The following is a 23,381-nucleotide window of genomic DNA, read 5'->3' as shown; positions in this document are numbered from 1 at the left end:
CGCCTCACTCGAACGAACCTCTCGCTTTGACCGACCGTTCGGCCCGCCGAATCACCTCGCGGACCGCCAGCCCGGTCTCGCGGGCGACGGCCGCCGCGTCGTCGTACTCCGCGCTGACGTCGTACACTGTGCCGTCGGCGTCGCTCGCGACCTTCACCGTCACCGCGTAGGTCTCGCCGTCGACGTCGAGGTCGACCGTCTCGAACGCCCGCTCGGCGATCCACCGGTGGGTGGCGCCCGCGTCGCGCACGCCCAGCGTGCCGGTCTCCTCGGCCAGCCGACGGGCGACCCGCTCGCGGTCCGCGGGCTTGCAGATCACTTTCACGAGGTGTCCCGGCCGGGACTTCTTCATCGTCGCCGGGAGGATCGAGACGTCCCGCGCGCCGGCGTCGGCGAGGCGCTCCTGCAGGCCGCCCAGCACTTCGGGCGTCGCGTCGTCGAGGTTCGTCTCGAGGACCGCGATCTCGTCGCGGACGAGGTCGCCTTCCGCCCGGCCGACGAGTGCCCGGAGGACGTTCGGGTGGGGGTCGAGGTCGTAGCCGCCGGCGCCGTAGCCGGCCGACTCGACGTCGACGGCCGGCAGCGTCTCGACGCCCTCGGCGACGCGGGCGAGGATGGCCGCGCCCGTGGGGGTGAGCAACTCGCGTTCGACGGGGCCGCCGCGCAGCGACCAGTCGGCGCGCTCGGCGACCGCGACGACCGCGGGGGTCGGAACGGGGTACTCGCCGTGGCTCGTGGAGACGGTCCCGCCGCCCGCGGACAGGGGCGTCGTCACGACGCGGTCGGGGTCGAGGTCGTCGAGCAGCAGCGCCGCACCCACGACGTCCGCGATGGCGTCGTCGGCGCCGACCTCGTGGAAGTGGGTCGCTTCGAGGTCGGTCCCGTGGACGGCGGCCTCGGCCTCGCCGAGGATCTCGAAGGTCGCCAGCGCGTCGCGCTCGACCGACTCGGGGAGGGACATCTCCGAAACGATCTCGCGGACCTCGGGATAGCTCCGGTGGGGGCCGTGACCCTCGGCGGGGACGTGATCGTGCTCGTGGTGGTCGTGCCCGTCCTCGTCGTGGTCGTGGGCGTGTGCGTCGTGCCCGTCCTCGCCCCCGTCTCCGTGACCGTGTTCGCCGTCGGCTCCGCCGTCCGACCCCGTCAACACCACGTCGACAGCCGTCGCGGCGATGCCGCACTTCTCGGTGCGGCCGATCCGGTACTCGAGGTCCAGCGCGTCCTCGACGGGGTCGAGGACCGAGGGGTCGGCTCCGACGGCCAGCAGGGCGGCGAGGATCATGTCCCCGCTCGCGCCGGCCCGGCCGTCGAACGCGAGTGTGTCCATACCTACGACCGGGGTCGGCGGAACCAAAAACTCACCCTCTCGGGGCGGTCGGGGTCGCCGGCGACGGGTCGAATTCGCAAGAAGCGGTCGCTCCCGGTACATCTATGTATGCTCCCGACCGACTTTCTCATGGCAGCGGCTAGCATGGTGGGGCATACCCTCGCTAACACAAAACCTATCCGAGCCGGAACCGGAATGAACACCACCCCGTCCCTCTCCCAATCATGAACGAAGTCCAACTGGAGGTCGCGAAGGCGTACCCGAACGATTCGGGTCGCGGAATCGCCCGTCTCGACCCGGACACTCTCTTGCATCTCAAGTTGAGTCCGGGCGACATAATCGAGATCGAAGGGGCCGACACCACCGCCGCGAAGGTGTGGCGGGCGGACCGGCAGGACTGGAACACCGACACGGTCCGCATCGACGGCTTCACCCGACAGAACGCCGACGTCGGCATCGGCGAGCGGGTGACGATCCGCAAGGCCGAGGCCACGAAGGCGAACAAGCTCACCCTCGCCCCGCCCGAGGAGGCCTCGGTCCAGTTCGGCTCCGACGCGGCCGGGATGGTCAAACGCCAGATCCTCAAGCGGCCCGTGGTCGGCCGGGACATCGTCCCCGTCATGTCCTCGACGAACCACCCGTTCATGCGCTCGCCGGGGCAGGCGATCCCGCTGATCGCCGTCGAGACCGAACCCGACGGCGTCGTCCTCATCACCGAGGACACCGACGTCGAACTGCGCGAGGAGCCCATCTCGGGCTTCGAGAAGACCGGCGGCGGCATCACCTACGAGGACATCGGGGGCCTGCAAGGCGAGATCCAGCGCGTCCGGGAGATGGTCGAACTGCCGATGAAACACCCCCAGATCTTCAAGAAACTGGGGATCGAGCCGCCACAGGGCGTCCTGCTGCACGGCCCGCCCGGGACGGGCAAGACGCTGCTCGCCAAGGCGGTCGCCAACGAGACCTCCGCGAGTTTCTTCTCCATCGCCGGCCCGGAGATCATCTCGAAGTACTACGGCGAGTCCGAACAGCAACTCCGGGAGATCTTCGAGGACGCCAGCGAGGAGTCGCCCTCCATCATCTTCATCGACGAACTCGACTCCATCGCGCCGAAACGGGAGGACGTCACGGGTGAGGTCGAACGGCGCGTCGTCGCGCAACTGCTGACGATGATGGACGGGCTGGAAGCGCGGGGACAGGTCATCGTCATCGCCGCCACGAACCGGGTCGACAGCGTCGACCCCGCCCTCCGTCGGCCGGGCCGGTTCGACCGCGAGATCGAGATCGGCGTCCCCGACGAGACGGGCCGCGAGGAGATCCTCCAGATCCACACCCGCGGGATGCCCCTGTCGGACGACGTCGACCTCTCGCATCTGGCCGACGAGACCCACGGCTTCGTCGGCGCCGACATCGAGAGCCTGACGAAGGAGGCCGCGATGAAGGCGCTGCGGCGGTACCTGCCGGAGATCGACCTCGACGAGGAGGACATCCCGCCGAGTCTCATCGACCGGATGATCGTCAAGCGCGAGGACTTCCGCGGCGCGCTCAGCGAGGTCGAGCCCTCGGCGATGCGGGAGGTGCTGGTCGAACTCCCCAAGGTGAGCTGGGACGACGTCGGCGGCCTCAACGAGGCCAAACAGCAGGTCCAGGAGTCCGTCGAGTGGCCGCTGGCCAACCCCGAGAAGTTCCAGCGGATGGGGATCGACCCGCCGGCAGGCGTCCTGCTGTACGGCCCGCCGGGCACCGGCAAGACGCTGATGGCGAAAGCGGTCGCCAACGAGACCAACGCCAACTTCATCTCGGTGCGCGGCCCGCAACTGCTCAGCAAGTGGGTCGGCGAGTCCGAGAAGGCGATCCGCCAGACCTTCCGCAAGGCGCGGCAGGTCTCGCCGACGGTCGTCTTCTTCGACGAACTCGACTCGCTGGCGCCCGGCCGCGGCGGCGACGTCGGCTCGAACGTCTCCGAGCGCGTCGTCAACCAGCTGCTGACCGAACTCGACGGGCTAGAGGAGATGGAGGACGTGATGGTGATCGGCGCGACCAACCGGCCGGACATGATCGACCCCGCGCTGTTGCGCTCGGGGCGGTTCGACCGGCTGGTGATGATCGGCGAGCCGGACACCGACGGCCGCGAGCGTATCCTCGAGATCCACACCGAGAACACGCCGCTTGCCGCCGACGTCAGCCTGCGCGAGATCGCCGAGATCACCGACGGCTACGTCGGTAGCGACCTCGAATCGATCGCCCGCGAGGCGGCCATCGAGGCGCTGCGCGAGGACCCCGACGCGGACATCGTCGAGATGCGTCACTTCCGCAAGGCGATGGAGAACGTCCGCCCGACGATCACCGACGACATCCTCGACTACTACGAGCAGATCAAAGAGGAGTTCAAGGGCGGTACGAACGCGGCCGAACCGACCGGCCGTCGCGGCAGCCGGATCGGCTTCCAGTAACGCTCCGTCCCGCTCGGTCTCGTTTTTCTCGCCGGTTCGCGTCGCCGGTGTCGGCCACGCTCGACGCCCGCTCGCGGCCGTAAACCGGTACCTAACGCCGCCCCGGTCGCCGCGCCGTCGATCGGAACTCCGGTTAACTGTGGCTAATCGCGTGAACTGTTCTCAAGATCGCGAAACGCACGGCGGAATATATGAGCGAGTTCGAGGTAGGTGGGTGACGCCGCAGGTGCACCGAATGTCGAGTCCCCCCGCAACCCACGACCGGCGCGCGACGTCGGCCCGCGACGTCGGCTCCGACGAACAGCACACAAATCAGGGCGCGCTCGAGCGACGCGTCCCCTCGCTCGCGAAACCGATTCGCGTGGCGAGTTTCTGGACGGCTATCGTCCTGCCGTTCCTGCACGTCCCCGTGCTCGCTACCGGCCTCTCGAACTCGACCGAGACGGCGACGTTTCTCGGTCTCCTCGCGTTGAACCTCCTCGCGCTCTACGTCGGCCACTCACACCGGCGCTAACCGGGCGGTTCACTCGCCTCGCCGCTTTCCCTTCGTTCTCCCGACGCCGAGCGCGACGGCTCCCGGTCAGTCCCCCGACTCCGAGTACGCCCGCCGGAGGTAGCCGACCTCGTCGCGGAGCGCGCGGCGCTTGACGAGGACGAAGCCGGCCACGATCAGGCCGAAGCCGAGCACGGTCGGCGCGTCGATCACCTCGTCGAGCAGGAGCCAGCCGAAGACCGCGGCGAACACCGGCGCGACGTACGAGACCATGTTGATCTCGACGGCGCCCAGCCGTTCGAGCAGGTCGAAGTAGATGAGGAAGCCGAGGGCACTCGAGACCAGCGCGAGGTACACGAGCGCGCCGAGCGCCGTGGGGTGGGTCCAGACGGCGGGGTCGATCGGTTCGCCGAGGCCGACGCTCGCCGCGTGCAACAGCGCCGCCCCGCCGAGCATCGACCACGCCTCCATCGACTCGATCGGCATCGTCGCGCCGATCCGGCGGGTCAGGACGCTCCCCAGCGCGAACGACGCGGCCGCGAGGAAGACCAGCAGCGTCGCGACGACGTCCGTCGCGAGCAGGTCCGACGGCGTCGGTCGGGCGATGACGACGACGCCGAGCAGGCCGAGGACGACGCCGACGACGCCGACCGGCGAGAGCGCGTCCGACGGGACGAGTACGTGCGCGTAGCCGGTCGTGAGCACCGGCGAGAGGCTCACGAGGATCGCCGCGGCGGCCGCCGTCGTGTTCTGCTGGCCGACGAACAGGAACGCGTGGTAGGCGGCGATCAGCAGGGTCGCCCCCACGAGCACGAGCAGCCACTGGCCGCGCCCGCGCGGCAGCGGGTCGTCGACGACCGCGGCCGCGTACGTCAGCATCACCACCCCGGCGACGTCGTAGCGCAACGCCGCGAACAGCACGGGCGGGAAGTGCGCGAGGCCGGCGCTGATTGCGACGAACGCCGTCCCCCAGACGGCGGCGAGCGTGAGGAAGAGCGCGAGGTTTCGGTACCGGCTCACGGTTGGACTCCCCGCCGATCCGGCCTATAGGTTTCGCTTCGAAATGGAGCGCGGGGCTCGTCCACCGTCCGCGCGTACGCTCGCCCTCGTCGGCGCGGTCGCCGCCGCGTATCGCCCGCGAGTCGGGTCCCTCGACTCGGCCGGGGCCGCTCAGTCCGCGACCCCTTCCTCGCTGGCCGCGCCGACGTCCGGAACCGATCCCCGACCGCGGTCGTCGTAGTGGTGGCAGGCCACGGGGTGTTCGGTGTCGCCCAGCGCGGGGTGGTCGCGTTCGCAGACGCTCTCGTAGCGCTCGCGGAGGTCGTCGGCCGCCCGGGTCCAGTCGCCGGTCGCGAGGGCGGTCAGGGCGTCCTCGACGCGGGCTTCGTGAGCGGGCGGGAGCGCGTCGCCGGCGATCCGCTGGCGGGTGGCGGCGGCGAACTCGTCCGCGCGCCGGGCGCGGACGTCTCCGTCGGGGTCGTCGACGCCGAGGTCGGCCCAGATCTCCTCGACGCTGAGTTCGCGATCGGCGATCCGCTGGCGGACGTCGGTCACCAGACGGAACGCCTGCTGGTCGATAGCCATCTCCTCCGGCGGGATGATCACCGGACACCGGGTCCGGAACCGACAGCCCGAGGGCGGGTTCCGCGGCGACGGCACGTCGCCGGCCAGCGGGTCGACCTCCCGCTCTCGCTCCTCGATCGACGCCCGCGGGACGCTCTGTAACAGCGCCCGGGAGTAGGGGTGTTTGGGATCGGCGAAGAACTCCGCGGCGGGACCGACCTCGACGAGTTCGCCGAGGTACATGACGGCGACGCGGTCACAGACGTGGCGGACCACCGAGAGGTCGTGGCTGATCAGCAGGTAGGTGAGGCCGAACTCCTCTTGGAGGTCCGCGAGCAGGTTGAGGATCTGGGCCTGCACGGAGACGTCGAGGGCGCTCGTCGGTTCGTCGAGGACGACGAACTCGGGTTCGAGCGCGAGCGCCCGCGCGATCGCGATCCGCTGGCGCTGGCCGCCGGAGAACTCGTGGGGGTAGCGGTCGAACTGGTCGGCCGAGAGCCCGACGCGTTCGAGCAGTTCCTCGACGCGTTCGAGTCGGTCGGCCTCGGTGCCGACGTCGTGGACGTCCAGGGGCTGTTTGACGATCTGGCCGATCGTCATCCGTGGGTCGAGACTGGAGAACGGGTCCTGAAAGACGATCGCCGCCTCCCGGCGGAACGTCTCCAGCGCCTCGCCCGCGAGGCCGTACACGTCCCGACCGCGGAACTCGACGCGGCCGTCGGTGGGCGACAGGAGGCGCAACAGCGTCTCGCCGGTCGTCGACTTTCCACAGCCGGACTCGCCGACCAGCCCGAGGGTCTCCCCGGAGTAGACCTCGAAACTCACCCCGTCGACCGCGCGGACCGCCGTCGGCTCGGCGCCCAGCAGGCGGTCGAGCAGCGAGTCCTGCTCCCAGAAGTACTTTTTCAGCTCCTCGACGCGGACCAGCAGCTCGTCGCCGCTCATCGGGTGTCACCCCCGTCGGGCGAGCCGTCGCCGGCCGGCGTCGTCTCGGCCTCCCGGCCCGTCCCCGGGCCGGCCCGGTGCGGTTCCTCGTCCGCGGCGGCGACGGGACGCGTCCCGGTTTCGCTCGCGTCCGCCCGTTCGAAGTAGTCCTCGGGGAGCGCCCGGGACTCGTCGTACTCCACCTCGGCGAGGACACAGCGCACCTCGTGGTCGGCGCTCCCGTCGGCGTCGAACTCCGGTGGGTGGTCGAGGCAGTCGTCCATCGCCTTCGGACAGCGGTCGGCGAAGTAACACCGATCGGACATCTCGTGGTCGAGGAGACTCGGGACGTTCCCCGGGATCGGCTGGAGTCGACCGCCGGCCGCTTCGAGGTCCGGAACGCTTCCGAGGAGGCCCCTAGTGTACGGGTGGGTCGAGCGAGCGAAGACGTCTTCGAGGGTGCCGCGTTCGACGATTTCGCCGGCGTACATGACGCCGACGCGGTCGCACATCCGGGCGATGACCCCGAGGTTGTGCGTGATCAGCAGGATCGTCATCCCCGTCTCCGCCTGAAGATCGGCGAGCAACTCGAGGATCTGGGCCTGGATGGTGACGTCCAGCGCGGTGGTGGGTTCGTCGGCGATGAGCACGTCGGGTTCGCCGGCGAGTGCCTGGGCGATCATCGCCCGCTGGAGCATCCCGCCGGAGTACTCGTGGGGGTACTCCGCGGCGCGCTCGGCGGGGTCGGGGATGCCGACCAGTTCGAGCAACTCGACCGCCCGCTCCCGGCTCTCGTGGCTCACGTACCGCTTCGACGGGACGCCCCAGGAGACCACGTACGATCCCAGCGAGTACTCCGATCCGCGCGTCCGGGCGACCCCCGAACGGGGTCGTGCACTCGCCCGGCGCTGGACCTCGACGGCCTCGGCTAGCTGTTCGCCGACGGTGAGACTGGGGTTGAAGCTGCTCTCGGGGTCCTGGAAGATCATGCTGAACGAACTCCCGCGCAGCGAGCGTCTGGCCTCTTCCGGGATCGACCGGAGTTCGACCGCGTCTCCCTCGACGGCGTCGGGATGGCGACCGGCGACGGCCTCGGCGAACTCCTCGTTCCGGTACCAGATCTCGCCGTCGGTGATCCGGCCGGGCGACTCGATCAGGTCCATCACCGATCGGGCGGTGACGCTCTTGCCCGACCCGGACTCGCCGACGATGCCGAACACCTCGCCGCGCTCGAGTCGCAGGTCGACGTCGTGGACGGCGTTTACCCGTCCTTCCTCGGTGAAATACCGCGTCGAGAGGCCCTCGACGCGGAGGACGTCGTCAGGCACCGCGCTCACCTCCCCCGATGTTCGGATCGAACGCGTCGCGGAACCAGTCACCCAGCAGGTTGACGGCGATCACCGTCAGCATGATCCCGATCCCCGGCACGATCGAGACCCACGGGCGGGTCCGGAGGACGTCCTGACCGCGCTCTATCTCGTAGCCCCACGAGAGCGTCGTCCCGGAGAATCCGAGGTACGCGAGCGACGCCTCGAGCAGGATGATCACCGCCACCTGGATCGTCGCCAGCACGATGATCGGGGTGAGGCTGTTCGGCAGCACGTGTTTGAACAGGATCGCGCTATCGCGCATGCCGAAGCTCTTGCTGGCTTTGACGTACTCCTGGTTGCGCAGGGCCAGTGCCTCCCCGCGGGCGACGCGGGCGAACCAGACCCAGATGACAAGCGCCCCGACGACCGTGACCGACCCCGGTATCGGGATCCGCTCGGGCATCCCCTCGGCGAAGCCGGCCGTCACGATCGGATCGGGGACGTAGACCGGCGAGGTGCCGAAGACCCCGATCAGCGCCAGCGCGAGCACGAGCGAGGGGAACGCCAGCATGACGTCGGCCGCGCGCATCAGCGCGTCGTCGACGCGGCCGCCGTAGTAGCCCGCGACGAGTCCGACCGGAACCCCGATGGCCATCGCGAGCGCCGTCGCCAGGAGTCCGACGAGGACCGAGACGCGAGCGCCGTAGACGAACCGCGAGTAGACGTCCTGACCGACGTTGTTCGTCCCGAGGACGTGCTCGCGGCTCGGTTCGACCGTCACCTCGGCGAACTCGCCTTCCTGGGCGACGGTCGTCGATAACTCGTGGCCAAGCGGCGGGTACTCCGTCCCCTCCTCGGTGTAGTAGCCCGTCCGCGACGGGTCGTGGGTGGCAAGAAGCGGCGCGAAGATCGCCATCAGGACGATAGCGACCAGCAAGAGCAGGCCGACCTTCGGCAGCAGACTCTCGGTGAACGTGCGTTTCAGGTTCGATCTGGTTCGATCCGAAATCATTCCTCGGTCACCCGTGGGTTCAGGTAGGCGTACAGCGCGTCGACGACGATGTTGATGATCACGAACGCGCCGGCGACGAAGAGGATGATCCCCTGCATGAGCGGCCAGTCACGCGCGTGCAGCGCGTCGACGAGACGGAGGCCGAGTCCCGGCCAGTTGAAGACGGTCTCGGTGATGACCGCCCCGCCCATGAGCGTCCCCATCTGCAGTCCCAGGACGGTGATGATCGGGATCATCGTGTTGCGCAACACGTGCTTGTACCGGACGAGGACGTTCGGCAGCCCCTTCGCCTGGGTCGCCGTGACGTAGGGCTTGCCGAGTTCGTCGATCATCCCGCTTCTGGTGAGCCGTGTGATAAGCGCCGTGAAGTACGTCCCGAGCGTGAGCGCCGGCAACGTGATGTATTTCACCCAGGTGGCCAGTTCGGCGGCCGATCCGGTCTCGACGAACATCCTGACGGCGTCGGCGAACCCGACGCCTCGCCGGCCGGTCGGGAAGATCCCCGCCCAGACGCCGAGGACGAGGATCAACATCAGTCCCAGCCAGAAGTTCGGCGTGCTGATCCCCAGAAGCGAGAACAGCGTCGCCCCGTAGTCGGAGGGCTGGTTCCGGCGGGTCGCCGAGACGACGCCGAGCGGGATCGCGATGACGATCGCGACGATCGTCGCGGCCACCGCGAGTTCGATCGTCGCCGGGATGCGCTCTATCACCATCGCCTCGACGTCCCGCCTCGACTGCCAGGAGTAGCCGAAGTCGCCGACGACGATCCCCCGCAGGTACTCGAGGTACTGAACGTACATCGGCTCGTTCAGCCCCTCCTCTCGCCGGACGTGCTCGATGAGGTCCTGGCTCGCGCCCTCGCCGAGCATCAGCGTCGCCGGGTCACCGGGTGAGACCGCCCGGAGCGCGAACAGAATCGTGACGACGCCCCAGAGGACGAACACCCCCTGGAGAATTCGTCGGGCCAGGAATTTTCCGAGGGACATCGATCGATCAGGCTGTCGGTACGCTCGGGCGGCCGTCTACGGGGCCGTCGCGTCGTGCGGGGAGTGGCTCTCTCCCGCTCGCTTGTCGATCTCTTACACTGGAGCTAATTACTCACACCTCCATGTCCCAGATGTAGATGGTCTCGTCCGGACGGGGCTCCCACTGGATCTCCTCTCTGACGCCGTAGATGCTCTCCTGGGTGTGGAGGAACACGAACGGCGCCTTCTCGTGGGCGAGTCGGTTGACCTCCTGAAGTGCCTGTTCGCGTTCTTCCGGGTCTTCGATCTGCTGGCTCTCCAGGATCGCGTCGCTGAGTTCTTCGTCGTCGAACGTCCGGTCCGGGTTGTCCGGGATCGTAAAGAAGCCCTGGACGCCGTAGTCGGTGTCTCCGGTGATGGTCCCCCAGCCGATCATGTAGAAGGCGATGTCGATCTCGTCGGGATCGACGCCCGCCTGGTTCGCGTCGGAGACGACGCCGAAGTCGACGATGTTGGCCTGACAACTGACGTTGTCGAGCTGGTCGATCATGTCGGCGACGGTCTCCCCGACCTCGGCGTCGGCGAGGTACCGCCCCGACGGCGCGTAGAGTTCGATCTCCACGCCGCCGTAGCCGCTCTCCTCGACGAGGCTCTCGGCCGTGCCGACGTCCTGCTCGTACGGCTCGATGTCGGGGTTGAAGCCGTTGATCCCGGGCGCGACCGGCTGTCCTCGCGGTTCGCCGAAGCCGCTGAGGATCGTGTCGACGATCTCCTCGTTGTCGACGGCGTAGTTCATCGCCTGTCGGAACTCCAGGCTGTCGAAGGGCTCGACGGTGTTTTTCATCGGGCAGAAGATGTTCCGGAAGCTCGTCACGTTCCGGATCTCGATGCCCGGCGTCTCCTGTACCGTGGCGACGTCCTCGGGCAGGACGTTGATGGTGAGGTCCGCCTCGCCCGTCTCGAGGGCCGCCACCCGACTGGCCGACTCCCCCGAGGCGTTGAACGTCACGCGTTCGAACGGCACCTCCTCGCCCCAGTAGTCGTCGAACCGCTCGACGACGATCTCCTCGCCCGGCGTGAAGCTGACGACTTCGTACGGTCCGGTACCGTTGAAGTCCTCGGGATTGGCGCCGGAGATCGCGTCCTCCTCGGCGTTGTGGTTCTCGATCGCCCACTCCCTGTCTATCGCGCGGGCGTAATTGCCGTACTCGAACTCCGCGAGCCCCGGTGCGGCGCTGTAGCTGATCTCGACGACGGTATCGTCGACCGCCTCCGCTCCCGTGATCGAGCCGAGCCCGAACGTCCCGATCGGACTCGGGACGCCGATGTCCGGATCGACCGTCCGATCGATCGTCCACGCGACGTCCTCGGCGGTGAGCGAATCGCCGTTGTGGAAGACGACGTCGTCTCGCAACTGGACGAGCGTCGTCCCGTCACCCTGTGCTTCCCACTCTTCGGCGACCCGCGGGAAGATGCCCTCCCCCGGTTCGAAGTCGAACAGCGGCTCGTAGATGTGGTCGTACACGTCGAAGTAGTCCCCGGTGATGTGATCGAGCGGATCGATCGTGTCCGGAAACTGCGACAGCGTGATCGTGAGTTCGTCGAGTTCCTGCATTCGAGCCCCTGTGACCCCTGCCATCGACGCGAGTCCCGCCATCGCCGTCGCCGACCCGGTATACCGGAGCAGCGATCGGCGTGTCACCCATGTCTTGGTAGCATCCGCCATACCAGTCGCATGAAGGAGCAAGGCCGGCAATATACGTATTGATAGTTAGGAATGAATAGTAAGGATAACATACTATTAGATTAACGCAGAAAGGTATTACTGTACAAAGGCGTAACGTCGGGCATAGTTGGTCTACGATCATCCACGACGGTCCGGACGGGCGCGGCCCTCGACCGCGCGCGAACCAGCGCGTAAACGACCGAAACGGTTCGCGCACCGATCGATGCGGGGACGGGATGCCGGCGGCGGGACGGATCGCGGCCCGCCGGTTGGTCGACGGTCCGCCCGAAGTTTCGAGTCCCGTTGCGAGTCGACAACACAGTTAAGTCGGTGACCGAGCAATACCGACCATGGCCGCTCACGGCCGGCCCGCACTGCGGAACCTGTTCGACGAGTCGCCGACGCCGCACATCGCTCACCCTCCCCGCACTCACCACCGTGACTTCTACGTCGCCACCGACGGATCGTTCAGGGAGTCCGGCGGTGGTCTCGGCGCGGTGATCGAGACGCGCGACGGCGCCCGCGTCGGCCGCGTCGCGACGACGGACGCCCCGCCGGACAACAACGTCGCCGAGTACCGGGCGCTCCACCTCGGCCTCGACGTGTTGGCGGCGCGGGCGCCGCCGGACGCCCGCGTCGGCGTCCTCGTCGACCACGACGACCTCGCCAGCAACGTCAACGCGGCGGTCCTCGCCGCGAGCCACCCCGACGGCCGCCCCCCGCGGCCGTTCTCGGTGCCGCCGGCGAGCACCAACCACTGGCGGGGCATCCGCGCGCGACTCAACGGGTTCGACGAGGTCCGTGCCGCCCGCATCGACAGCGACCAGAACCCCGCTCACCCCCTCGCGAACGCCCCCGACCGGTACGCACACGTCAACCGCGAACTCGACCGCTGTGTCCTCCCGGAACCGCCGGAGTCGACGGCCGGCCGGTTCCCGCCGCCGTCGCGGGCGAACCGCCACGACGGCGGTCGGGCCTCCGACTGAACCGAACCGCCACGGTTATTCTCCCGCCCGAGAGAGTCCCGCGCCGATGAGCCTCCGCGTCGCCGTCGCCGCGCCCTTCAAACGGAACGGAACCCGGACGCTCCGGGAGAACGAGTTCGTCGTCGCGCTCTCGCTCGACCGCGACTGGTTCTCGCCCGATCAGGCCAAACGACTGGTCGACGTCGCCACCGAGCAGGGCCTGCTCGACCGCGACGGCGACGAACTCGCGGCGACGTTCGACCCCGCGGAGACGGCCGTCCCCGACGGGTTCGTCCCCGACGAGGACCTGCTGCGCGAGCGCTCGACGTTCGAGCGCGTCCTCGACGCGCTGGTGGCCGACGGCGCGGAGAAACACGAGGCCGTCGGCGCGATCAACGCCCGCCAGCGGGAACTGGGGATCACCATCGAGGCCGCGGCGGTCGTCCACGCCCGCCGCGAGGGGGTCGACGTCTCGGACCTCGTCCCGGTCGCGCGCGCGGCGCTGACCGAGGGCGAAGGCGAAAGCGAAGGCGAAGGGGATTAACCGCGCGTCACCGACTCCCGACCATGGTCGAGGATCGGACCACCGACGGCCGGCGCATCGCGGAACTGCTCGCCTCGGAAGTCGACGGCCGCGAGGACGGCGAACTCGCCCGCTTCGCCGTGACGAACGCCGACCGGGACGTCGAACCGACCGCCGACGGCGCCCGGGCGTACGACCTCGAACGCGACGGCGAGCGCTTCGCCCGCGCGTTCGTCCACCCCGAGCGCGTCCACCTCGAGTTCGAGGGCGGGCGCGAGGCGGCCGTCGACGCCGCGGAGGCCGCCGCGTTGCGCGCCCGGCCGAAGGCGACGCGGCCGCCGAAGACGCTCGTGTTCGTCGAGAGCGGCGCGGCGGTCAAACGGGCGACGGACGTCCTGCAGGCGGCGAGTCGGGCGGCGGAGTGAGAGTCGGCTACTGCGGCGAGGCGACGCGGGCCTCGTCGGCGCCGCCGATGCGCTCTCTCGCGTACCGTTCGGCGGCGTCGAGGACGGTCGTCTCGTGGTCCTCGGCGCGTCCGATCAGGTCGAGCAGGCGGTCGCCGATCGCCTCGGCCTCCGCCATGGCGTCGGCCATCGTCCCGCCCTCGTGTTCCTTCGCGACGGTGATCAGGCCGCCGGCGTTGATGACGTAGTCCGGCGCGTAGAGGATGCCGCGCTCGTGCAGATCCGCGGCGTGGCGTCGCTCCGCCAGAACGTTGTTCGCGCCGCCGGCGACGACGTCGCAGTCGAGTCGCGGGATCGTCTCGTCGTTGATGACGCCGCCGACGGCACACGGCGCGAAGACGTCGCAGGGTTCGTCGTAGACGTCCTCGGGCGCGACCGACTCGACGCCGTACTCGGCGACGACCGACTCGACGGCCGCCTCGTCGACGTCGCTCACTTTCACCGTCGCACCCGCCTCGCGCAGCAGGCCGACGAGGTTCTGTCCGACCTTGCCGACGCCCTGGACGACCACGGTGCGGTCGTCGAAGTCGTCGGTCCCGTAGACGGTCTCGACGCTGGCGCGGATCCCCGAGAAGATGCCCCGCGCGGTGACCGGCGAGGGGTCACCGAGGCCGTCGCTCGTTCCGACGACGTGGTCGGTCCCCTCGGCGACGACGTCCATCTCCGCGACGCCCGTGTTCACGTCGACGGAGGTGATGTAGTGGCCGCCGAGGCGGTCGACCATCCGGCCGTAGGCGCGGAACTTCGCCTCGGTCTTCTCGTCGGGGTCGTCGACGATCACGGCCTTCCCGCCGCCGAGTTCGAGGTCGGCCGCCGCGGCCTTGTACGTCATCGCCCGCGAGAGGCGCATCACGTCCCGGAGCGCGTCGGCCTCGGTTTCGTACGGCAGCAGGCGCGTCCCCCCGAGCGCCGGGCCGAGGGTCGTGTCGTGGATCGCGACGATCGCTCGCAAGCCGGTCTCCTCGTCGACGAAGTGGGTTACCTGCTCGTGGCCGGACTCGAGCATCGCGTCGTGGACCATGTCGCAATATTTGCGTGAACCCCACTAATAACGTGGTCATTTATGATCCACGTGGCTCGCCGCCTGCGTCGCTCAGTTCAGGTCGGCGACGATCCCCGGCAGTTCGGTCGCGATGTCGGCCTGTTCGACGTAGGCGACCGCACGCGGGTCCGGGCCGGGGCCGTCAGGCAGCAGCACCTGCACGGCGTCCATCCCGGCGTTCGTCGCGCCGGCGACGTCGGCCTCGACCTCGTCGCCGACGTAGACCGCCTCGTCTGAGGCGACCGACAGTTCGTCGAGGACCGCCGCGAACGCCCGCTCGTCGGGCTTGCCGGCCGCGAGTTCGCCGGTGACGAGCACGGCGTCGAACGCCCGCTCCCAGCCGAGCGTGGCGAGTTTGTCCCGCTGGGCCAGCACCGGGCCGTTGGTGAGCAGGCCGACCCGGTACGCCGACCGGAGGTCGTCGAGCATCCCCTCGACGCCGGGCAGGGGAGCCAGCGAGTCGGCGATCGTCTCGCGGTAGGCGGCGGCCACCGCGGCGGGGTCGGCGTCGGTGTCGCGGCCGTCGAGCAGGTCGGCGAAGATCGGTTCGCGCGTCTCGCGGGTGAGGTTGCGCCGGTGGGCGTCGAGGTACGCCTCGCGCGAGAGCGGCGGGGCGCCGGCTTCCTCCGCGGCCTCGGCGAGGATCGTCGCCCGGTCGCGCTCGGGGACCGCCAGGGTGTAATCGAGGTCGAAGACGACCGCCCGTGGCATACGCCCGGACAGGGCGCGAGTCGATTTGAAGGTGTCCATCTCGGCGCCGCGGTCAGTCGTCCGTCGGCGCGGCGCCGCCGCGGGGCGACTCGAGGCGCGGGACGACGACCGACTCGATCCGGTCGGAGTAGCCCATCAGGGAGGTCCCCAGCACGCTCATCACCAGCACGTAACCGACGGCGAAGGCGTAGATCGTTCCCGCGACCTCCGCGAGGGCGGCGTCGGCGCCGGCGAGTGCCACGCTCGCGATGATCAGCGAGAACTCGCCGCGGGTGGTCATCCCGAGGCCGACCCGGAGCGACCGGCGCTCGTCGAGGCCGTAGATCCGGCCGCCGAGGTAGCCGCTGACGAGTTTCGAGGGGGTCGTGAGCGCGGCGGCGACCGCGACCAGACCGGCGACGCCGAGGAACAGCCGCGGGTCCGTTTCGAGGCCGATCCAGAAGAAGAAGATCGCCGCGAACGTGTCGCGGACGGGTTCGAGCAGCCGTTCGAGGTCGTGGACGTGGTCGGTCGAGGAGAACGCCATCCCGACGAAGAAGGCGGCGACGGCCTCGCTGACCCCCAGCGCGAGCGCCGCGCCGGCGATCAGGACGGTGATCCCGATCGCCCGGAGGACGACGAACTCGTTGGTATCGGTGTCGAGGCTGCGCTGGAACCACGCGGTGCCGAGCGAGACCAGCAGGAGCAACGCGAGGATGAACCCGATCGCGAGGCCGATCGAGCGCGCGGCCGCGCCGAGGTCGCCGCCGCCGACCGCGAGCGCGGCGGCGACGGCGAGGTAGACGGCGATGAACAGGTCCTCGTAGACGAGCGTCCCCAGCATGGGGTCGGCCTCGTCGTTGGCGATCCAGCCGAGGTCGAGCAGCGACTTCGTGATGATCGCGCTCGAAGAGATGTAGACGATCCCGGCGACGAAAAACGCCGGGACGAACGCGCCGAACAGCGCGTAGCCAAGCAGCAGGCCGATCCCGAAGTTGATCGCGAGGTCGACGGTCCCGGCCTTGCCGATGCGCTCGCGGGCGTCGAGCAGGCGGTCGAGGTTGAACTCGAGGCCGAGAAAGAACAGCAGGAAGACGATCCCGAGTTCCGCCCCGAGGTGGACGAACTCGGACTCGCCCGAGAGCGCCAGCGCCTCGCCGTGGGGGACGGCTCCCGTCCCGAGCAACGCGGGGAGGTCGAGCGAGCCGAGGACGTACGGGCTCAGGAGGATTCCCGCGACGATGTAGAACGGAATGACCGACTGGTCGAGCCGGTTCGCGACGAGGCCCGCGACCGCGACGGTCGCGAAGAGCACGCCGACGTCGATCAGCGCGGTCTCAGCCACCGGGTGTCACCCCTCGACCCGGATTCTGCCGCCGCTCCGTCCCCGGCACCGGCACCGCGTGCATCCGTCCCGTCACGGCTCGTCGACGGTCCCGAGCAGCGTCTCGAACTCCCTGCAGTCCTCCCGGTCGCCGACGACGACGAGCGTGTCGCCGGCCTCGATGACGGTGTCCGGCGACGGCGCGGGGACGACCTCGTCGTCGCGCTGAATCGCGACGATCGAGACGCCGGTGCGCTCGCGGACCCGCGCCTCGGCGAGCGTCCGGCCCGCCAGTTCAGCGTCCTCGGAGACGCCGTACCACTCGATGAACGTCTCGTCCGAGAGCATCGTCTCGACGCGCTCGGTCTGGACCGGCTGGAAGTACGCCCCTTCGAGGATGGTGCCGATGGTCCGCGCGAGCCGATCCGAGACCTCGAACAGTTTCTCGCCGTCGGCGTCCGCATCCGGCTTCAGGAACACCTCCCGCTTGCCGGTGTTGTGGGTGACGATGATGAGTCGCTCCTCGCCGTCGAGTTCGACCTCGAACTTCTTGCCGACGCCGGGGAGGTCGCTCTCGTAGATTGCCATACGGTAACGAGCGAACGGAGGCTAATAAAAACGCGTGACGGGTGCGGGCCGTCGACGGCCGCCCGTCAGTCGTCCCCGGGCCGACGCCGGACAATCCCGAGGCCGACCCACGAGAGGACCGCCTCGCCGTCCTGATTGTACGCCGTGAGCTTCGTGTCGACGTGGCCGACGGTCGGGTCGTCCTCGTGGGGGCGCCTGTCGACGACCTCGGCCGTCGCCGACAGCGTGTCACCCGGCCGGACCGGCTGGATCCACCGGAGTCGGTCGACGCCCCGGGCGCCCAGCCACGCCTCGTCGGCCATGTGCTCGACGAACATGCGCATGCAGACCGCCGCGGTGTGCCAGCCGCTGGCGACGAGGCCGCCGAACATCGACTCCGCGGCCGCCTCCTCGTCGACGTGGAACGGCTGGGGGTCGTACCGCTCCGCGAACGAGACGATCTCTTCGCGCGTGACGGTTCGCTCGCCGAACTCGCTGACGTCGCCGACCGCGTACTCCTCGAAGTACTTCGGCATACCCCCGAGAAGGGGCGCCGGGATCAAAGCGTTTCTCCGCCGCTCACTCCTCGTCGGCGAACCCCTCGACGAGCAGTTCCGCCGACGCGCGGTTCGTCGCCAGCGCGGTGTCGTGGACGTCACAGATCCGCAACAGCGCCGAGATGTCCGGCTCGTGGGGCTGGGCCGTGAGCGGATCGCGCAGGAAGACGATGCCGTCGAGGCGGTCCCGGGCGACCTCCGCGCCGATCTCCAGGTCGCCGCCGAGCGGTCCCGACTGCTTGCGCTCGATCTCCAGGTCGGTCTCCGCCGTCAGGCGCTTGCCGGTGGTGCCGGTCGCGATCAGGTCGTACTCGCGCAGTTGCTCCTCGTGGCTCCGCGCGAACTCGATCAGGTCGGGTTTCTTCTCGTCGTGGGCGATCAGCGCGAGGCGCGTCATGGGCGTGAGTTCTCGGGGGGACGGGATAATCCTACTGTCACGCGAGGCCGGCGATACCGTTTCCTTCCGCGGGCCGAATCGAGCACCATGGACGTCGAACCGACGCCGGGGGACGTGCTGACCGCCCTCCGGATCGCCCTCGTCGCCGTGCAACTGGGGATTCTCGGCCTCGCGTTCGACCGGGTCCCCCTCGTGATCGCCGGCGCGTTCGTCTCGCTGATCGCACTCCTCCCGATCGAGCGCCTCTCCGCGGGGCGTCGGGCGCGCGCGGGCGAGCGGGACTCGTAACCTACTTGCGACGACGCGTCCCAGAACCGCCGATGAACTTCTTCGACCGACTGCACGACCGCATCCGGACGGTCGACAGCGTCGTGAGCGTCGGCCTCGATCCGGACCCGGACCGCATCCCCGCCCACCTCGCGGACCACGACCTCCCCCGCTGGGCGTTCAACCGGCGGATCATCGACGCCACCCACGAACACGCCGCGGCTTTCAAGCCCAACGCCGCCTTCTACGAGGACCCCGACGGCTGGACCGCCCTCGAAGAGACCGTCGCCTACGCCCACGGGAAGGGCGTGCCGGTGTTGCTCGACGCCAAGCGCGCGGACATCGGGAACACGACCCGCCAGTACGCCCGGGTCCTCGATACGGTCGACGCGATCACCGTCAGCCCCTACATGGGCCGGGACTCGCTGCAGCCGTTCCTCGCGGACGAGGAGGCCGGCGTCTTCGTCCTCTGTCGCACCTCGAACCCCGGCGGCGCGGACCTGCAGGACCTCGAACTCGAGACGGGCGAGCGTCTCTACGAGCGGGTCGCCGCCCTCGCCGACCTGTGGAACGAGAACGACAACGTGGGGCTCGTGGTGGGCGCGACCGAACCCGAGGAACTCGAAGCGCTGCGCGAGCAGGTGCCCGCCCTCCCCTTCCTCGTCCCCGGCGTCGGCGCGCAGGGCGGGGACGCCGAGGCGGCCGTCGAGTACGGCCTCGCCGACGGCGTCGGCCTCGTCAACTCCTCGCGCGGGATCATCTTCGCCGGGGTCGACGGCACGGCGCGGGACGCCGCCGAGACCTTCGACGCGGCCGCGGGACAGGCCGCAAAGCGGCTCAAGAAGCGACTGAACCGGTACCGGGACTGACCCGCTACCGCGGTTCGCCGCCGTCCGGCCGCTCCCCGAGGGTCACTTCGAGCGTCTCGCGTTCGCCGTCTCGTCGGACGCCGATCTCGACTGCCTCCCCGGGGGCGGTCTCCAGCGCGAGGTACGACGCCAGCCGGTCCTGGTTCGGGATCGACTCGCCCTCGACGTCGACGATGACGTCGCCGCCGACGGGGACGGGTTCGCCGTCGACCACCTCGACCTCGCCGGCCGGTTCGATGGTGCCGTCGGCCGGCGACCCCGGCGCGACCTCGCTGACGAGGACGCCCCGGGTTCGATCGAGGTCGTTCGCCTCGGCGACCGGCGGCGTGATCGGGACGACGCCCACGCCGAGGTAGGGGTGGGCGTACTCGCCGTCCTCGATCAGGGCGGGGACGACCCGGCGGACGAGCGCCGCGGGGATGGCAAAGCCGATGTTCTGTCCCGCGCCGGCGAAGACGATGCCGACGACCTCGCCGTCGAGGTTCACGAGCGGGCCGCCGCTGTTGCCCGGATTGACCGGCGCGTCGGTCTGGATCGTCGCCGGAATCGAAAAGCCCGCGGGACTCGGCAGCGAGCGGTCGAGGCCGCTGACGATCCCCGCCGAGATCGAGGCGTCGAGCCCCAGCGGGCTCCCGAGCGCGACGACCTCCTCGCCGACGTCGGGCGTCCCCTCCACCAGCGGCAGGGGCGTCGCGTCGTCGGGGAGGTCCGCGACGCGGACGACCGCGAGGTCGCCGTGGGGGTCGGTCCCGACGACGGTCCCGGCGCGCCACTCCTCGTCGACGAACTGCACCGAGACCTCCTCGGCACCGCCGACGACGTGGGCGTTCGTGAGGACGTGCTCCTCGTCGTAGACGAACCCCGATCCCGTCGCGCCCCGACCCGGCCCCCGGCCCTCCGTCGGCCCGACGCTGACGAGGACGACCGAATCGATCGCGTCGTCGTAGACCGACGCGTACCGGTCCTCGCCCGCCGCCTCGGCGTCGTCGCTCTCGTTTTGGGTGTCGTTCTCCTGCAGGCGCGCGCCCGTCCCGTCCGCGTTCGGCCTCGATCGGACGGCGAGGCGACCGGCCGTCCCCGCCGCGAGGAGCCCGCCCGCCGCTCCGAGGAGGCCTCTGCGTGTGGTCCGCGTTCGAGTCACGGGGCGTCCCACCAGCACGAGCGCAATAAAGGCCCCGTGGGACGGCGTGGCGGGCCGGCGAGTCAGGCGCCGGCCGTCGGCTCGCGGTTCGCCGGCTCGGAACACTCGGCGTCGACGACGCGCCCCACGAGCCGGTCGTCGACGACCCGGGCGATTACCTCGACCTCGACCGGACCCGTCGGCGGCGACTCGTCCAGCCGGTCAAGCCCTTCGAGGACGACGACGTCGAGCGGGCTCGCGTCGTACGGGTGGTCGGCGAGCAGGCGGCCGTCGCGCTCCTCGACGGCGAGGCAGAACCGCTCGCCGACGCCGAGCGACTCCGCGGCGAGGTCGCGGATCGAGGTCATGGGAATCGGTGGACGTCCACGTCGTCGGACTCGCCGGGCCGTGCCTGCGCCGCGCAGTCGGCGCACAGTCCCAGTTCGGTATCGTAGTGGACCTCGCAGGCGAGCGTGCCGCAGTTGGGACACCGGTGCTGGGCCTGACGTGACTCGCAGATCTGACAGAGGCCGCTGACGCTCATACGCGGCCTACGGGCTCGACCGGCTTGAATCCGGGGCCGGAAGCCGCGGCCGTGGGGTTTAGGCCGCTCGATACCGTACCACACGCAGTGACCCGTTCCCGGCTGATCCTCGGACTCGCCGCGACGTTCGCCGGCCTCGCCGCGGTCTCGGCGATCGGCGCCGTCGTCAGCGGGTCGCCGGTCGCGCTCGCCGTGGCCGCGCCGCTCGGGGTGACGAGCTACGTCATGTACTACCACGGCAGCGGCCGGCTCGAACGGGCGGTCTCGCGCGGCGAGGCCGGTCGACGTCGGCGCCGCGACGGGGGCGGCTTCGGCGCCGGACCGCGGACCCGCGGCGGGGCGCGAACCGGGGGCTCGACCGGCCGTTCGAAGCCGGACCCGGACGGCCCGTCGGCGGCCAGCGCCCGCCGCGAACTCGGCGTCGGTGCCGACGCCGACGGCGACGAGATCCGGCGAGCCTACCGCGAGCGGGTCAAGGAGGTCCACCCCGACCGCGGCGGCGACCGGGCGACGTTCCGGCGGACGACCGCGGCGTACGAACGGCTACGCGAGTGAGTCCTCGCGGCCCGGTCGCGTCGGGATCGGAGGGGTGATAACCGTTGGCATCCGACGGGAAGTCTTTTGCCGTGTGGCCCTCTAACGGGGCACATGAGCCGTGACCGGGCCCTTCTGGAGCGGGCCCTGGAACGTGGCGAACAGGACGGCGGGAACGTGGAGTTCAAGGAACGATTGCTGCGCGACGTCCACCTCGACGGGGGGCGCCGGGAGAGTCTCGCCGCGCAGCTTCGCCACCGGGTGCTCTCGGGCGACGGCGAGGCGACGTACGTCGTCGGCGTGACCGACGACGGCGGCCTTGCCGGCATCGATCAGGACGCGTTCTCGGAGTCGATGGACGTCCTCTCGCTGCTGGCCGAAGAGGCCGGCGCCCACATCGACGAGGTCCAGACGTGGGGCGTCAAGGACGGCCTCGTCGGTCTCGCGACGATCCGCGAGGGCGCCGTCCTCGAGACGGACGACGAACACGTCGTCGTCGGGACCGCCGGCCACGTCGACCACGGCAAGAGCACGCTCGTCGGCTCGCTCGTCACGGGGAACGCGGACGACGGCGACGGCGCGACCCGGGCGTTCCTCGACGTCCAGCCCCACGAGGTCGAGCGCGGCCTCTCGGCGGACCTCTCCTACGCGGTCTACGGCTTCGACGACGACGGCCCCGTCCGGGTTCGCAACCCCGACCGCAAGGCCGACCGCGCGAAGGTCGTCGAGGAGGCCGACCGCCTCGTCTCGTTCGTCGACACCGTCGGCCACGAACCATGGCTGCGGACCACCATCCGGGGGCTGGTCGGCCAGAAACTCGACTACGGCCTGCTGGTCGTCGCGGCCGACGACGGCCCCACCCGGACCACCCGCGAGCACCTCGGCGTCCTGCTCGCCACGGAACTCCCGACCATCGTCGCGATCACCAAGACCGACGTCGTCGACGACGAGCGCGTCGAGGAGGTCGAACGCGAGGTCGAGCGCCTCCTCCGGGAGGCCGGCAAGTCCCCCCTCCGGATCGAGCGCCACGGCGTCGACGCCGCGATCAGGGAGATCAGCGAGACGGTCGTCCCCATCGTCGAGACCAGCGCCGTCACGATGGAGGGCCTCGACGTCCTCGACGAACTGTTCGACCGCCTCCCGAAGACCGGCAGCGGCGAGGGCGAGTTCCGGATGTACGTCGACCGCAGCTACTCGGTGACCGGCGTCGGCGCCGTCGCCTCCGGCACCGTCATGTCCGGCGAGGTGGAAGCCGGCGACGAACTCCTGATCGGGCCGCTGCCCGACGGCCGGTTCCGGGAGGTCGAGGTGCGCTCGATCGAGATGCACTACCACCGCGTCGACCGCGCGCGGGCCGGCCGGATCGTCGGCATCGCGCTCAAGGGCGTCAAGGAGAGCGTCATCGAGCGCGGGATGGTGCTCCTGCCGGCCGACGCCGACCCCGACCCCGTCCGCGAGTTCGAGGCCGAGGTGATGGTGCTCAACCACCCGACCCGCATCGGCGACGGCTACGAACCCGTCGTCCACCTCGAGACGATCGGCGAAGCGGCGGCGTTCTACCCCGAGGACGGCCGCCTGCTCCCCGGCGACACCGGCAAGACCACCGTCCGGTTCAAGTTCCGCCCGTACCTCGTCGAGGAGGGCCAGAAGTTCGTCTTCCGCGAGGGCCGGAGCAAGGGCGTCGGTACCGTGACCGAGGTCCACCCCGAGGACTGACCGCTCTCACGGCCGTTGAAGCGGCGGGC

25 protein-coding genes are annotated in these 23,381 nt (G+C 69.9%); 9 read left to right on the top strand and 16 right to left on the bottom strand.

Annotated features, from left to right (window positions below; genetic code table 11):
- Positions 1 to 4: 4 nt before the first annotated feature.
- A complete protein-coding gene (gene larC / locus NKG98_RS06860; protein ID WP_254768917.1) occupies positions 5 to 1,327 on the bottom strand; it encodes a nickel pincer cofactor biosynthesis protein LarC in 1,323 nt (440 codons plus the stop codon).
- A 224-nt stretch (positions 1,328 to 1,551) separates the two neighbouring features.
- Here larC and NKG98_RS06855 point away from each other — a divergent pair, with 224 nt between their 5' ends.
- Both NKG98_RS06855 and NKG98_RS06850 read left to right on the top strand, forming a co-directional pair.
- Positions 1,552 to 3,780 (top strand): CDC48 family AAA ATPase, encoded by a 2,229-nt coding sequence (locus NKG98_RS06855; protein ID WP_254768916.1) that lies wholly within the window; start codon positions 1,552 to 1,554, stop codon positions 3,778 to 3,780.
- A gap of 235 nt (positions 3,781 to 4,015) precedes the next feature.
- Positions 4,016 to 4,294, top strand: coding sequence for a DUF8028 family protein (locus NKG98_RS06850; RefSeq protein ID WP_254768915.1), 279 nt, complete (start codon positions 4,016 to 4,018; stop codon positions 4,292 to 4,294).
- Positions 4,295 to 4,360: 66 nt separating this feature from the next.
- Here NKG98_RS06850 and NKG98_RS06845 read toward each other — a convergent pair whose 3' ends face one another.
- The 6 genes from NKG98_RS06845 to NKG98_RS06820 form a co-directional block, all read right to left on the bottom strand.
- Positions 4,361 to 5,293: a DMT family transporter gene (locus NKG98_RS06845; RefSeq protein WP_254768914.1), complete on the bottom strand. Its 933-nt coding sequence runs from the start codon at positions 5,291 to 5,293 to the stop codon at positions 4,361 to 4,363.
- A gap of 150 nt (positions 5,294 to 5,443) precedes the next feature.
- On the bottom strand, positions 5,444 to 6,781 hold the full coding sequence (locus tag NKG98_RS06840) for an ABC transporter ATP-binding protein (RefSeq protein WP_254768913.1): 1,338 nt from the start codon (positions 6,779 to 6,781) through the stop codon (positions 5,444 to 5,446).
- Positions 6,778 to 8,088, bottom strand: coding sequence for an ABC transporter ATP-binding protein (locus NKG98_RS06835; protein WP_254768912.1), 1,311 nt, complete (start codon positions 8,086 to 8,088; stop codon positions 6,778 to 6,780). The genes NKG98_RS06840 and NKG98_RS06835 overlap by 4 nt, the downstream gene beginning before the upstream one ends.
- Positions 8,081 to 9,082: an ABC transporter permease gene (locus NKG98_RS06830; protein WP_254768911.1), complete on the bottom strand. Its 1,002-nt coding sequence runs from the start codon at positions 9,080 to 9,082 to the stop codon at positions 8,081 to 8,083. The genes NKG98_RS06835 and NKG98_RS06830 overlap by 8 nt, the downstream gene beginning before the upstream one ends.
- On the bottom strand, positions 9,079 to 10,068 hold the full coding sequence (locus NKG98_RS06825; protein WP_254768910.1) for an ABC transporter permease: 990 nt from the start codon (positions 10,066 to 10,068) through the stop codon (positions 9,079 to 9,081). Before NKG98_RS06825 ends, NKG98_RS06830 begins: the two co-directional genes overlap by 4 nt.
- 112 nt (positions 10,069 to 10,180) lie before the next feature.
- Entirely contained in the window at positions 10,181 to 11,773 is a 1,593-nt protein-coding gene (locus NKG98_RS06820; RefSeq protein WP_254768909.1) for an ABC transporter substrate-binding protein, read from the bottom strand.
- A gap of 350 nt (positions 11,774 to 12,123) precedes the next feature.
- Here NKG98_RS06820 and NKG98_RS06815 point away from each other — a divergent pair, with 350 nt between their 5' ends.
- From NKG98_RS06815 to NKG98_RS06805, 3 genes are read left to right on the top strand one after another with little or no spacing between them, the layout of a single operon-like run.
- Positions 12,124 to 12,759 carry a ribonuclease H family protein gene (locus NKG98_RS06815; protein ID WP_254768908.1) on the top strand — a complete coding sequence of 212 codons (636 nt, stop codon included), beginning with the start codon at positions 12,124 to 12,126 and terminating at the stop codon, positions 12,757 to 12,759.
- Between the two features lie 46 nt (positions 12,760 to 12,805).
- Entirely contained in the window at positions 12,806 to 13,282 is a 477-nt protein-coding gene (locus NKG98_RS06810) for a DUF2240 family protein (RefSeq protein ID WP_254768907.1), read from the top strand.
- A gap of 23 nt (positions 13,283 to 13,305) precedes the next feature.
- On the top strand, positions 13,306 to 13,686 hold the full coding sequence (locus tag NKG98_RS06805) for a DUF7993 family protein (protein ID WP_254768906.1): 381 nt from the start codon (positions 13,306 to 13,308) through the stop codon (positions 13,684 to 13,686).
- Between the two features lie 7 nt (positions 13,687 to 13,693).
- Here NKG98_RS06805 and NKG98_RS06800 read toward each other — a convergent pair whose 3' ends face one another.
- The 6 genes from NKG98_RS06800 to NKG98_RS06775 all read right to left on the bottom strand — a co-directional run bounded on the left by NKG98_RS06800 (position 13,694) and on the right by NKG98_RS06775 (position 18,302).
- Positions 13,694 to 14,746 carry a Leu/Phe/Val dehydrogenase gene (locus tag NKG98_RS06800; RefSeq protein WP_254768905.1) on the bottom strand — a complete coding sequence of 351 codons (1,053 nt, stop codon included), beginning with the start codon at positions 14,744 to 14,746 and terminating at the stop codon, positions 13,694 to 13,696.
- 72 nt (positions 14,747 to 14,818) lie between these two features.
- Positions 14,819 to 15,478 carry an HAD family hydrolase gene (locus tag NKG98_RS06795; RefSeq protein WP_254768904.1) on the bottom strand — a complete coding sequence of 220 codons (660 nt, stop codon included), beginning with the start codon at positions 15,476 to 15,478 and terminating at the stop codon, positions 14,819 to 14,821.
- 52 nt (positions 15,479 to 15,530) lie between these two features.
- Positions 15,531 to 16,802: a cation:proton antiporter gene (locus tag NKG98_RS06790; RefSeq protein WP_254768903.1), complete on the bottom strand. Its 1,272-nt coding sequence runs from the start codon at positions 16,800 to 16,802 to the stop codon at positions 15,531 to 15,533.
- 72 nt (positions 16,803 to 16,874) lie between these two features.
- Entirely contained in the window at positions 16,875 to 17,369 is a 495-nt protein-coding gene (locus NKG98_RS06785; protein ID WP_254768902.1) for a cation:proton antiporter regulatory subunit, read from the bottom strand.
- A 65-nt stretch (positions 17,370 to 17,434) separates the two neighbouring features.
- Complete coding sequence (locus NKG98_RS06780; RefSeq protein ID WP_254768901.1) at positions 17,435 to 17,884, bottom strand: MaoC family dehydratase; 450 nt, start codon at positions 17,882 to 17,884, stop codon at positions 17,435 to 17,437.
- Positions 17,885 to 17,927: 43 nt separating this feature from the next.
- Positions 17,928 to 18,302 carry a methylglyoxal synthase gene (locus NKG98_RS06775; RefSeq protein ID WP_254768900.1) on the bottom strand — a complete coding sequence of 125 codons (375 nt, stop codon included), beginning with the start codon at positions 18,300 to 18,302 and terminating at the stop codon, positions 17,928 to 17,930.
- Positions 18,303 to 18,389: 87 nt separating this feature from the next.
- Here NKG98_RS06775 and NKG98_RS06770 point away from each other — a divergent pair, with 87 nt between their 5' ends.
- Positions 18,390 to 18,590 (top strand): hypothetical protein, encoded by a 201-nt coding sequence (locus NKG98_RS06770; protein ID WP_254768899.1) that lies wholly within the window; start codon positions 18,390 to 18,392, stop codon positions 18,588 to 18,590.
- A 32-nt stretch (positions 18,591 to 18,622) separates the two neighbouring features.
- Complete coding sequence (gene pyrF / locus NKG98_RS06765) at positions 18,623 to 19,438, top strand: orotidine-5'-phosphate decarboxylase (protein ID WP_254768898.1); 816 nt, start codon at positions 18,623 to 18,625, stop codon at positions 19,436 to 19,438.
- A 4-nt stretch (positions 19,439 to 19,442) separates the two neighbouring features.
- Here the strand turns inward: pyrF and NKG98_RS06760 are convergent, their stop codons facing one another.
- From NKG98_RS06760 to NKG98_RS06750, 3 genes are all read right to left on the bottom strand, one after another.
- A complete protein-coding gene (locus NKG98_RS06760) occupies positions 19,443 to 20,579 on the bottom strand; it encodes a S1C family serine protease (protein WP_425504395.1) in 1,137 nt (378 codons plus the stop codon).
- A 62-nt stretch (positions 20,580 to 20,641) separates the two neighbouring features.
- Complete coding sequence (locus NKG98_RS06755; protein ID WP_254768897.1) at positions 20,642 to 20,926, bottom strand: hypothetical protein; 285 nt, start codon at positions 20,924 to 20,926, stop codon at positions 20,642 to 20,644.
- Entirely contained in the window at positions 20,923 to 21,102 is a 180-nt protein-coding gene (locus tag NKG98_RS06750; protein WP_254768896.1) for a hypothetical protein, read from the bottom strand. The genes NKG98_RS06755 and NKG98_RS06750 overlap by 4 nt, the downstream gene beginning before the upstream one ends.
- 87 nt (positions 21,103 to 21,189) lie before the next feature.
- Between NKG98_RS06750 and NKG98_RS06745 the strand changes: the two genes are divergently transcribed.
- Together NKG98_RS06745 and NKG98_RS06740 are read left to right on the top strand one after the other, a co-directional pair.
- Positions 21,190 to 21,657, top strand: a complete 468-nt coding sequence (locus NKG98_RS06745; RefSeq protein ID WP_254768895.1) for a J domain-containing protein — start codon at positions 21,190 to 21,192, stop codon at positions 21,655 to 21,657.
- Between the two features lie 93 nt (positions 21,658 to 21,750).
- Entirely contained in the window at positions 21,751 to 23,352 is a 1,602-nt protein-coding gene (locus NKG98_RS06740; protein ID WP_254768894.1) for a GTPBP1 family GTP-binding protein, read from the top strand.
- Positions 23,353 to 23,381 lie beyond the last annotated feature (29 nt).

Origin of the sequence: Salinilacihabitans rarus, from assembly GCF_024296665.1 — an archaeon.
GTDB classification, from domain to species: domain Archaea; phylum Halobacteriota; class Halobacteria; order Halobacteriales; family Natrialbaceae; genus Salinilacihabitans; species Salinilacihabitans rarus.
Note: the sequence above shows the minus strand (reverse complement) of the source record. Positions and strands in the feature narration are given on the sequence as shown.

Bases quoted from the DNA above. Each gene is read 5' to 3' on its own strand.
- larC (WP_254768917.1), bottom strand. From the start codon at position 1,327: ATGGACACACTCGCGTTCGACGGCCGGGCCGGCGCGAGCGGGGACATG.
- NKG98_RS06855 (WP_254768916.1), top strand. From the start codon at position 1,552: ATGAACGAAGTCCAACTGGAGGTCGCGAAGGCGTACCCGAACGATTCG.
- NKG98_RS06850 (WP_254768915.1), top strand. From the start codon at position 4,016: ATGTCGAGTCCCCCCGCAACCCACGACCGGCGCGCGACGTCGGCCCGC.
- NKG98_RS06840 (WP_254768913.1), bottom strand. From the start codon at position 6,781: ATGAGCGGCGACGAGCTGCTGGTCCGCGTCGAGGAGCTGAAAAAGTAC.
- NKG98_RS06830 (WP_254768911.1), bottom strand. From the start codon at position 9,082: ATGATTTCGGATCGAACCAGATCGAACCTGAAACGCACGTTCACCGAG.
- NKG98_RS06825 (WP_254768910.1), bottom strand. From the start codon at position 10,068: ATGTCCCTCGGAAAATTCCTGGCCCGACGAATTCTCCAGGGGGTGTTC.
- NKG98_RS06820 (WP_254768909.1), bottom strand. From the start codon at position 11,773: ATGGCGGATGCTACCAAGACATGGGTGACACGCCGATCGCTGCTCCGG.
- NKG98_RS06815 (WP_254768908.1), top strand. From the start codon at position 12,124: ATGGCCGCTCACGGCCGGCCCGCACTGCGGAACCTGTTCGACGAGTCG.
- NKG98_RS06810 (WP_254768907.1), top strand. From the start codon at position 12,806: ATGAGCCTCCGCGTCGCCGTCGCCGCGCCCTTCAAACGGAACGGAACC.
- NKG98_RS06805 (WP_254768906.1), top strand. From the start codon at position 13,306: ATGGTCGAGGATCGGACCACCGACGGCCGGCGCATCGCGGAACTGCTC.
- NKG98_RS06800 (WP_254768905.1), bottom strand. From the start codon at position 14,746: ATGGTCCACGACGCGATGCTCGAGTCCGGCCACGAGCAGGTAACCCAC.
- NKG98_RS06795 (WP_254768904.1), bottom strand. From the start codon at position 15,478: ATGCCACGGGCGGTCGTCTTCGACCTCGATTACACCCTGGCGGTCCCC.
- NKG98_RS06785 (WP_254768902.1), bottom strand. From the start codon at position 17,369: ATGGCAATCTACGAGAGCGACCTCCCCGGCGTCGGCAAGAAGTTCGAG.
- NKG98_RS06780 (WP_254768901.1), bottom strand. From the start codon at position 17,884: ATGCCGAAGTACTTCGAGGAGTACGCGGTCGGCGACGTCAGCGAGTTC.
- NKG98_RS06775 (WP_254768900.1), bottom strand. From the start codon at position 18,302: ATGACGCGCCTCGCGCTGATCGCCCACGACGAGAAGAAACCCGACCTG.
- NKG98_RS06770 (WP_254768899.1), top strand. From the start codon at position 18,390: ATGGACGTCGAACCGACGCCGGGGGACGTGCTGACCGCCCTCCGGATC.
- pyrF (WP_254768898.1), top strand. From the start codon at position 18,623: ATGAACTTCTTCGACCGACTGCACGACCGCATCCGGACGGTCGACAGC.
- NKG98_RS06755 (WP_254768897.1), bottom strand. From the start codon at position 20,926: ATGACCTCGATCCGCGACCTCGCCGCGGAGTCGCTCGGCGTCGGCGAG.
- NKG98_RS06750 (WP_254768896.1), bottom strand. From the start codon at position 21,102: ATGAGCGTCAGCGGCCTCTGTCAGATCTGCGAGTCACGTCAGGCCCAG.
- NKG98_RS06740 (WP_254768894.1), top strand. From the start codon at position 21,751: ATGAGCCGTGACCGGGCCCTTCTGGAGCGGGCCCTGGAACGTGGCGAA.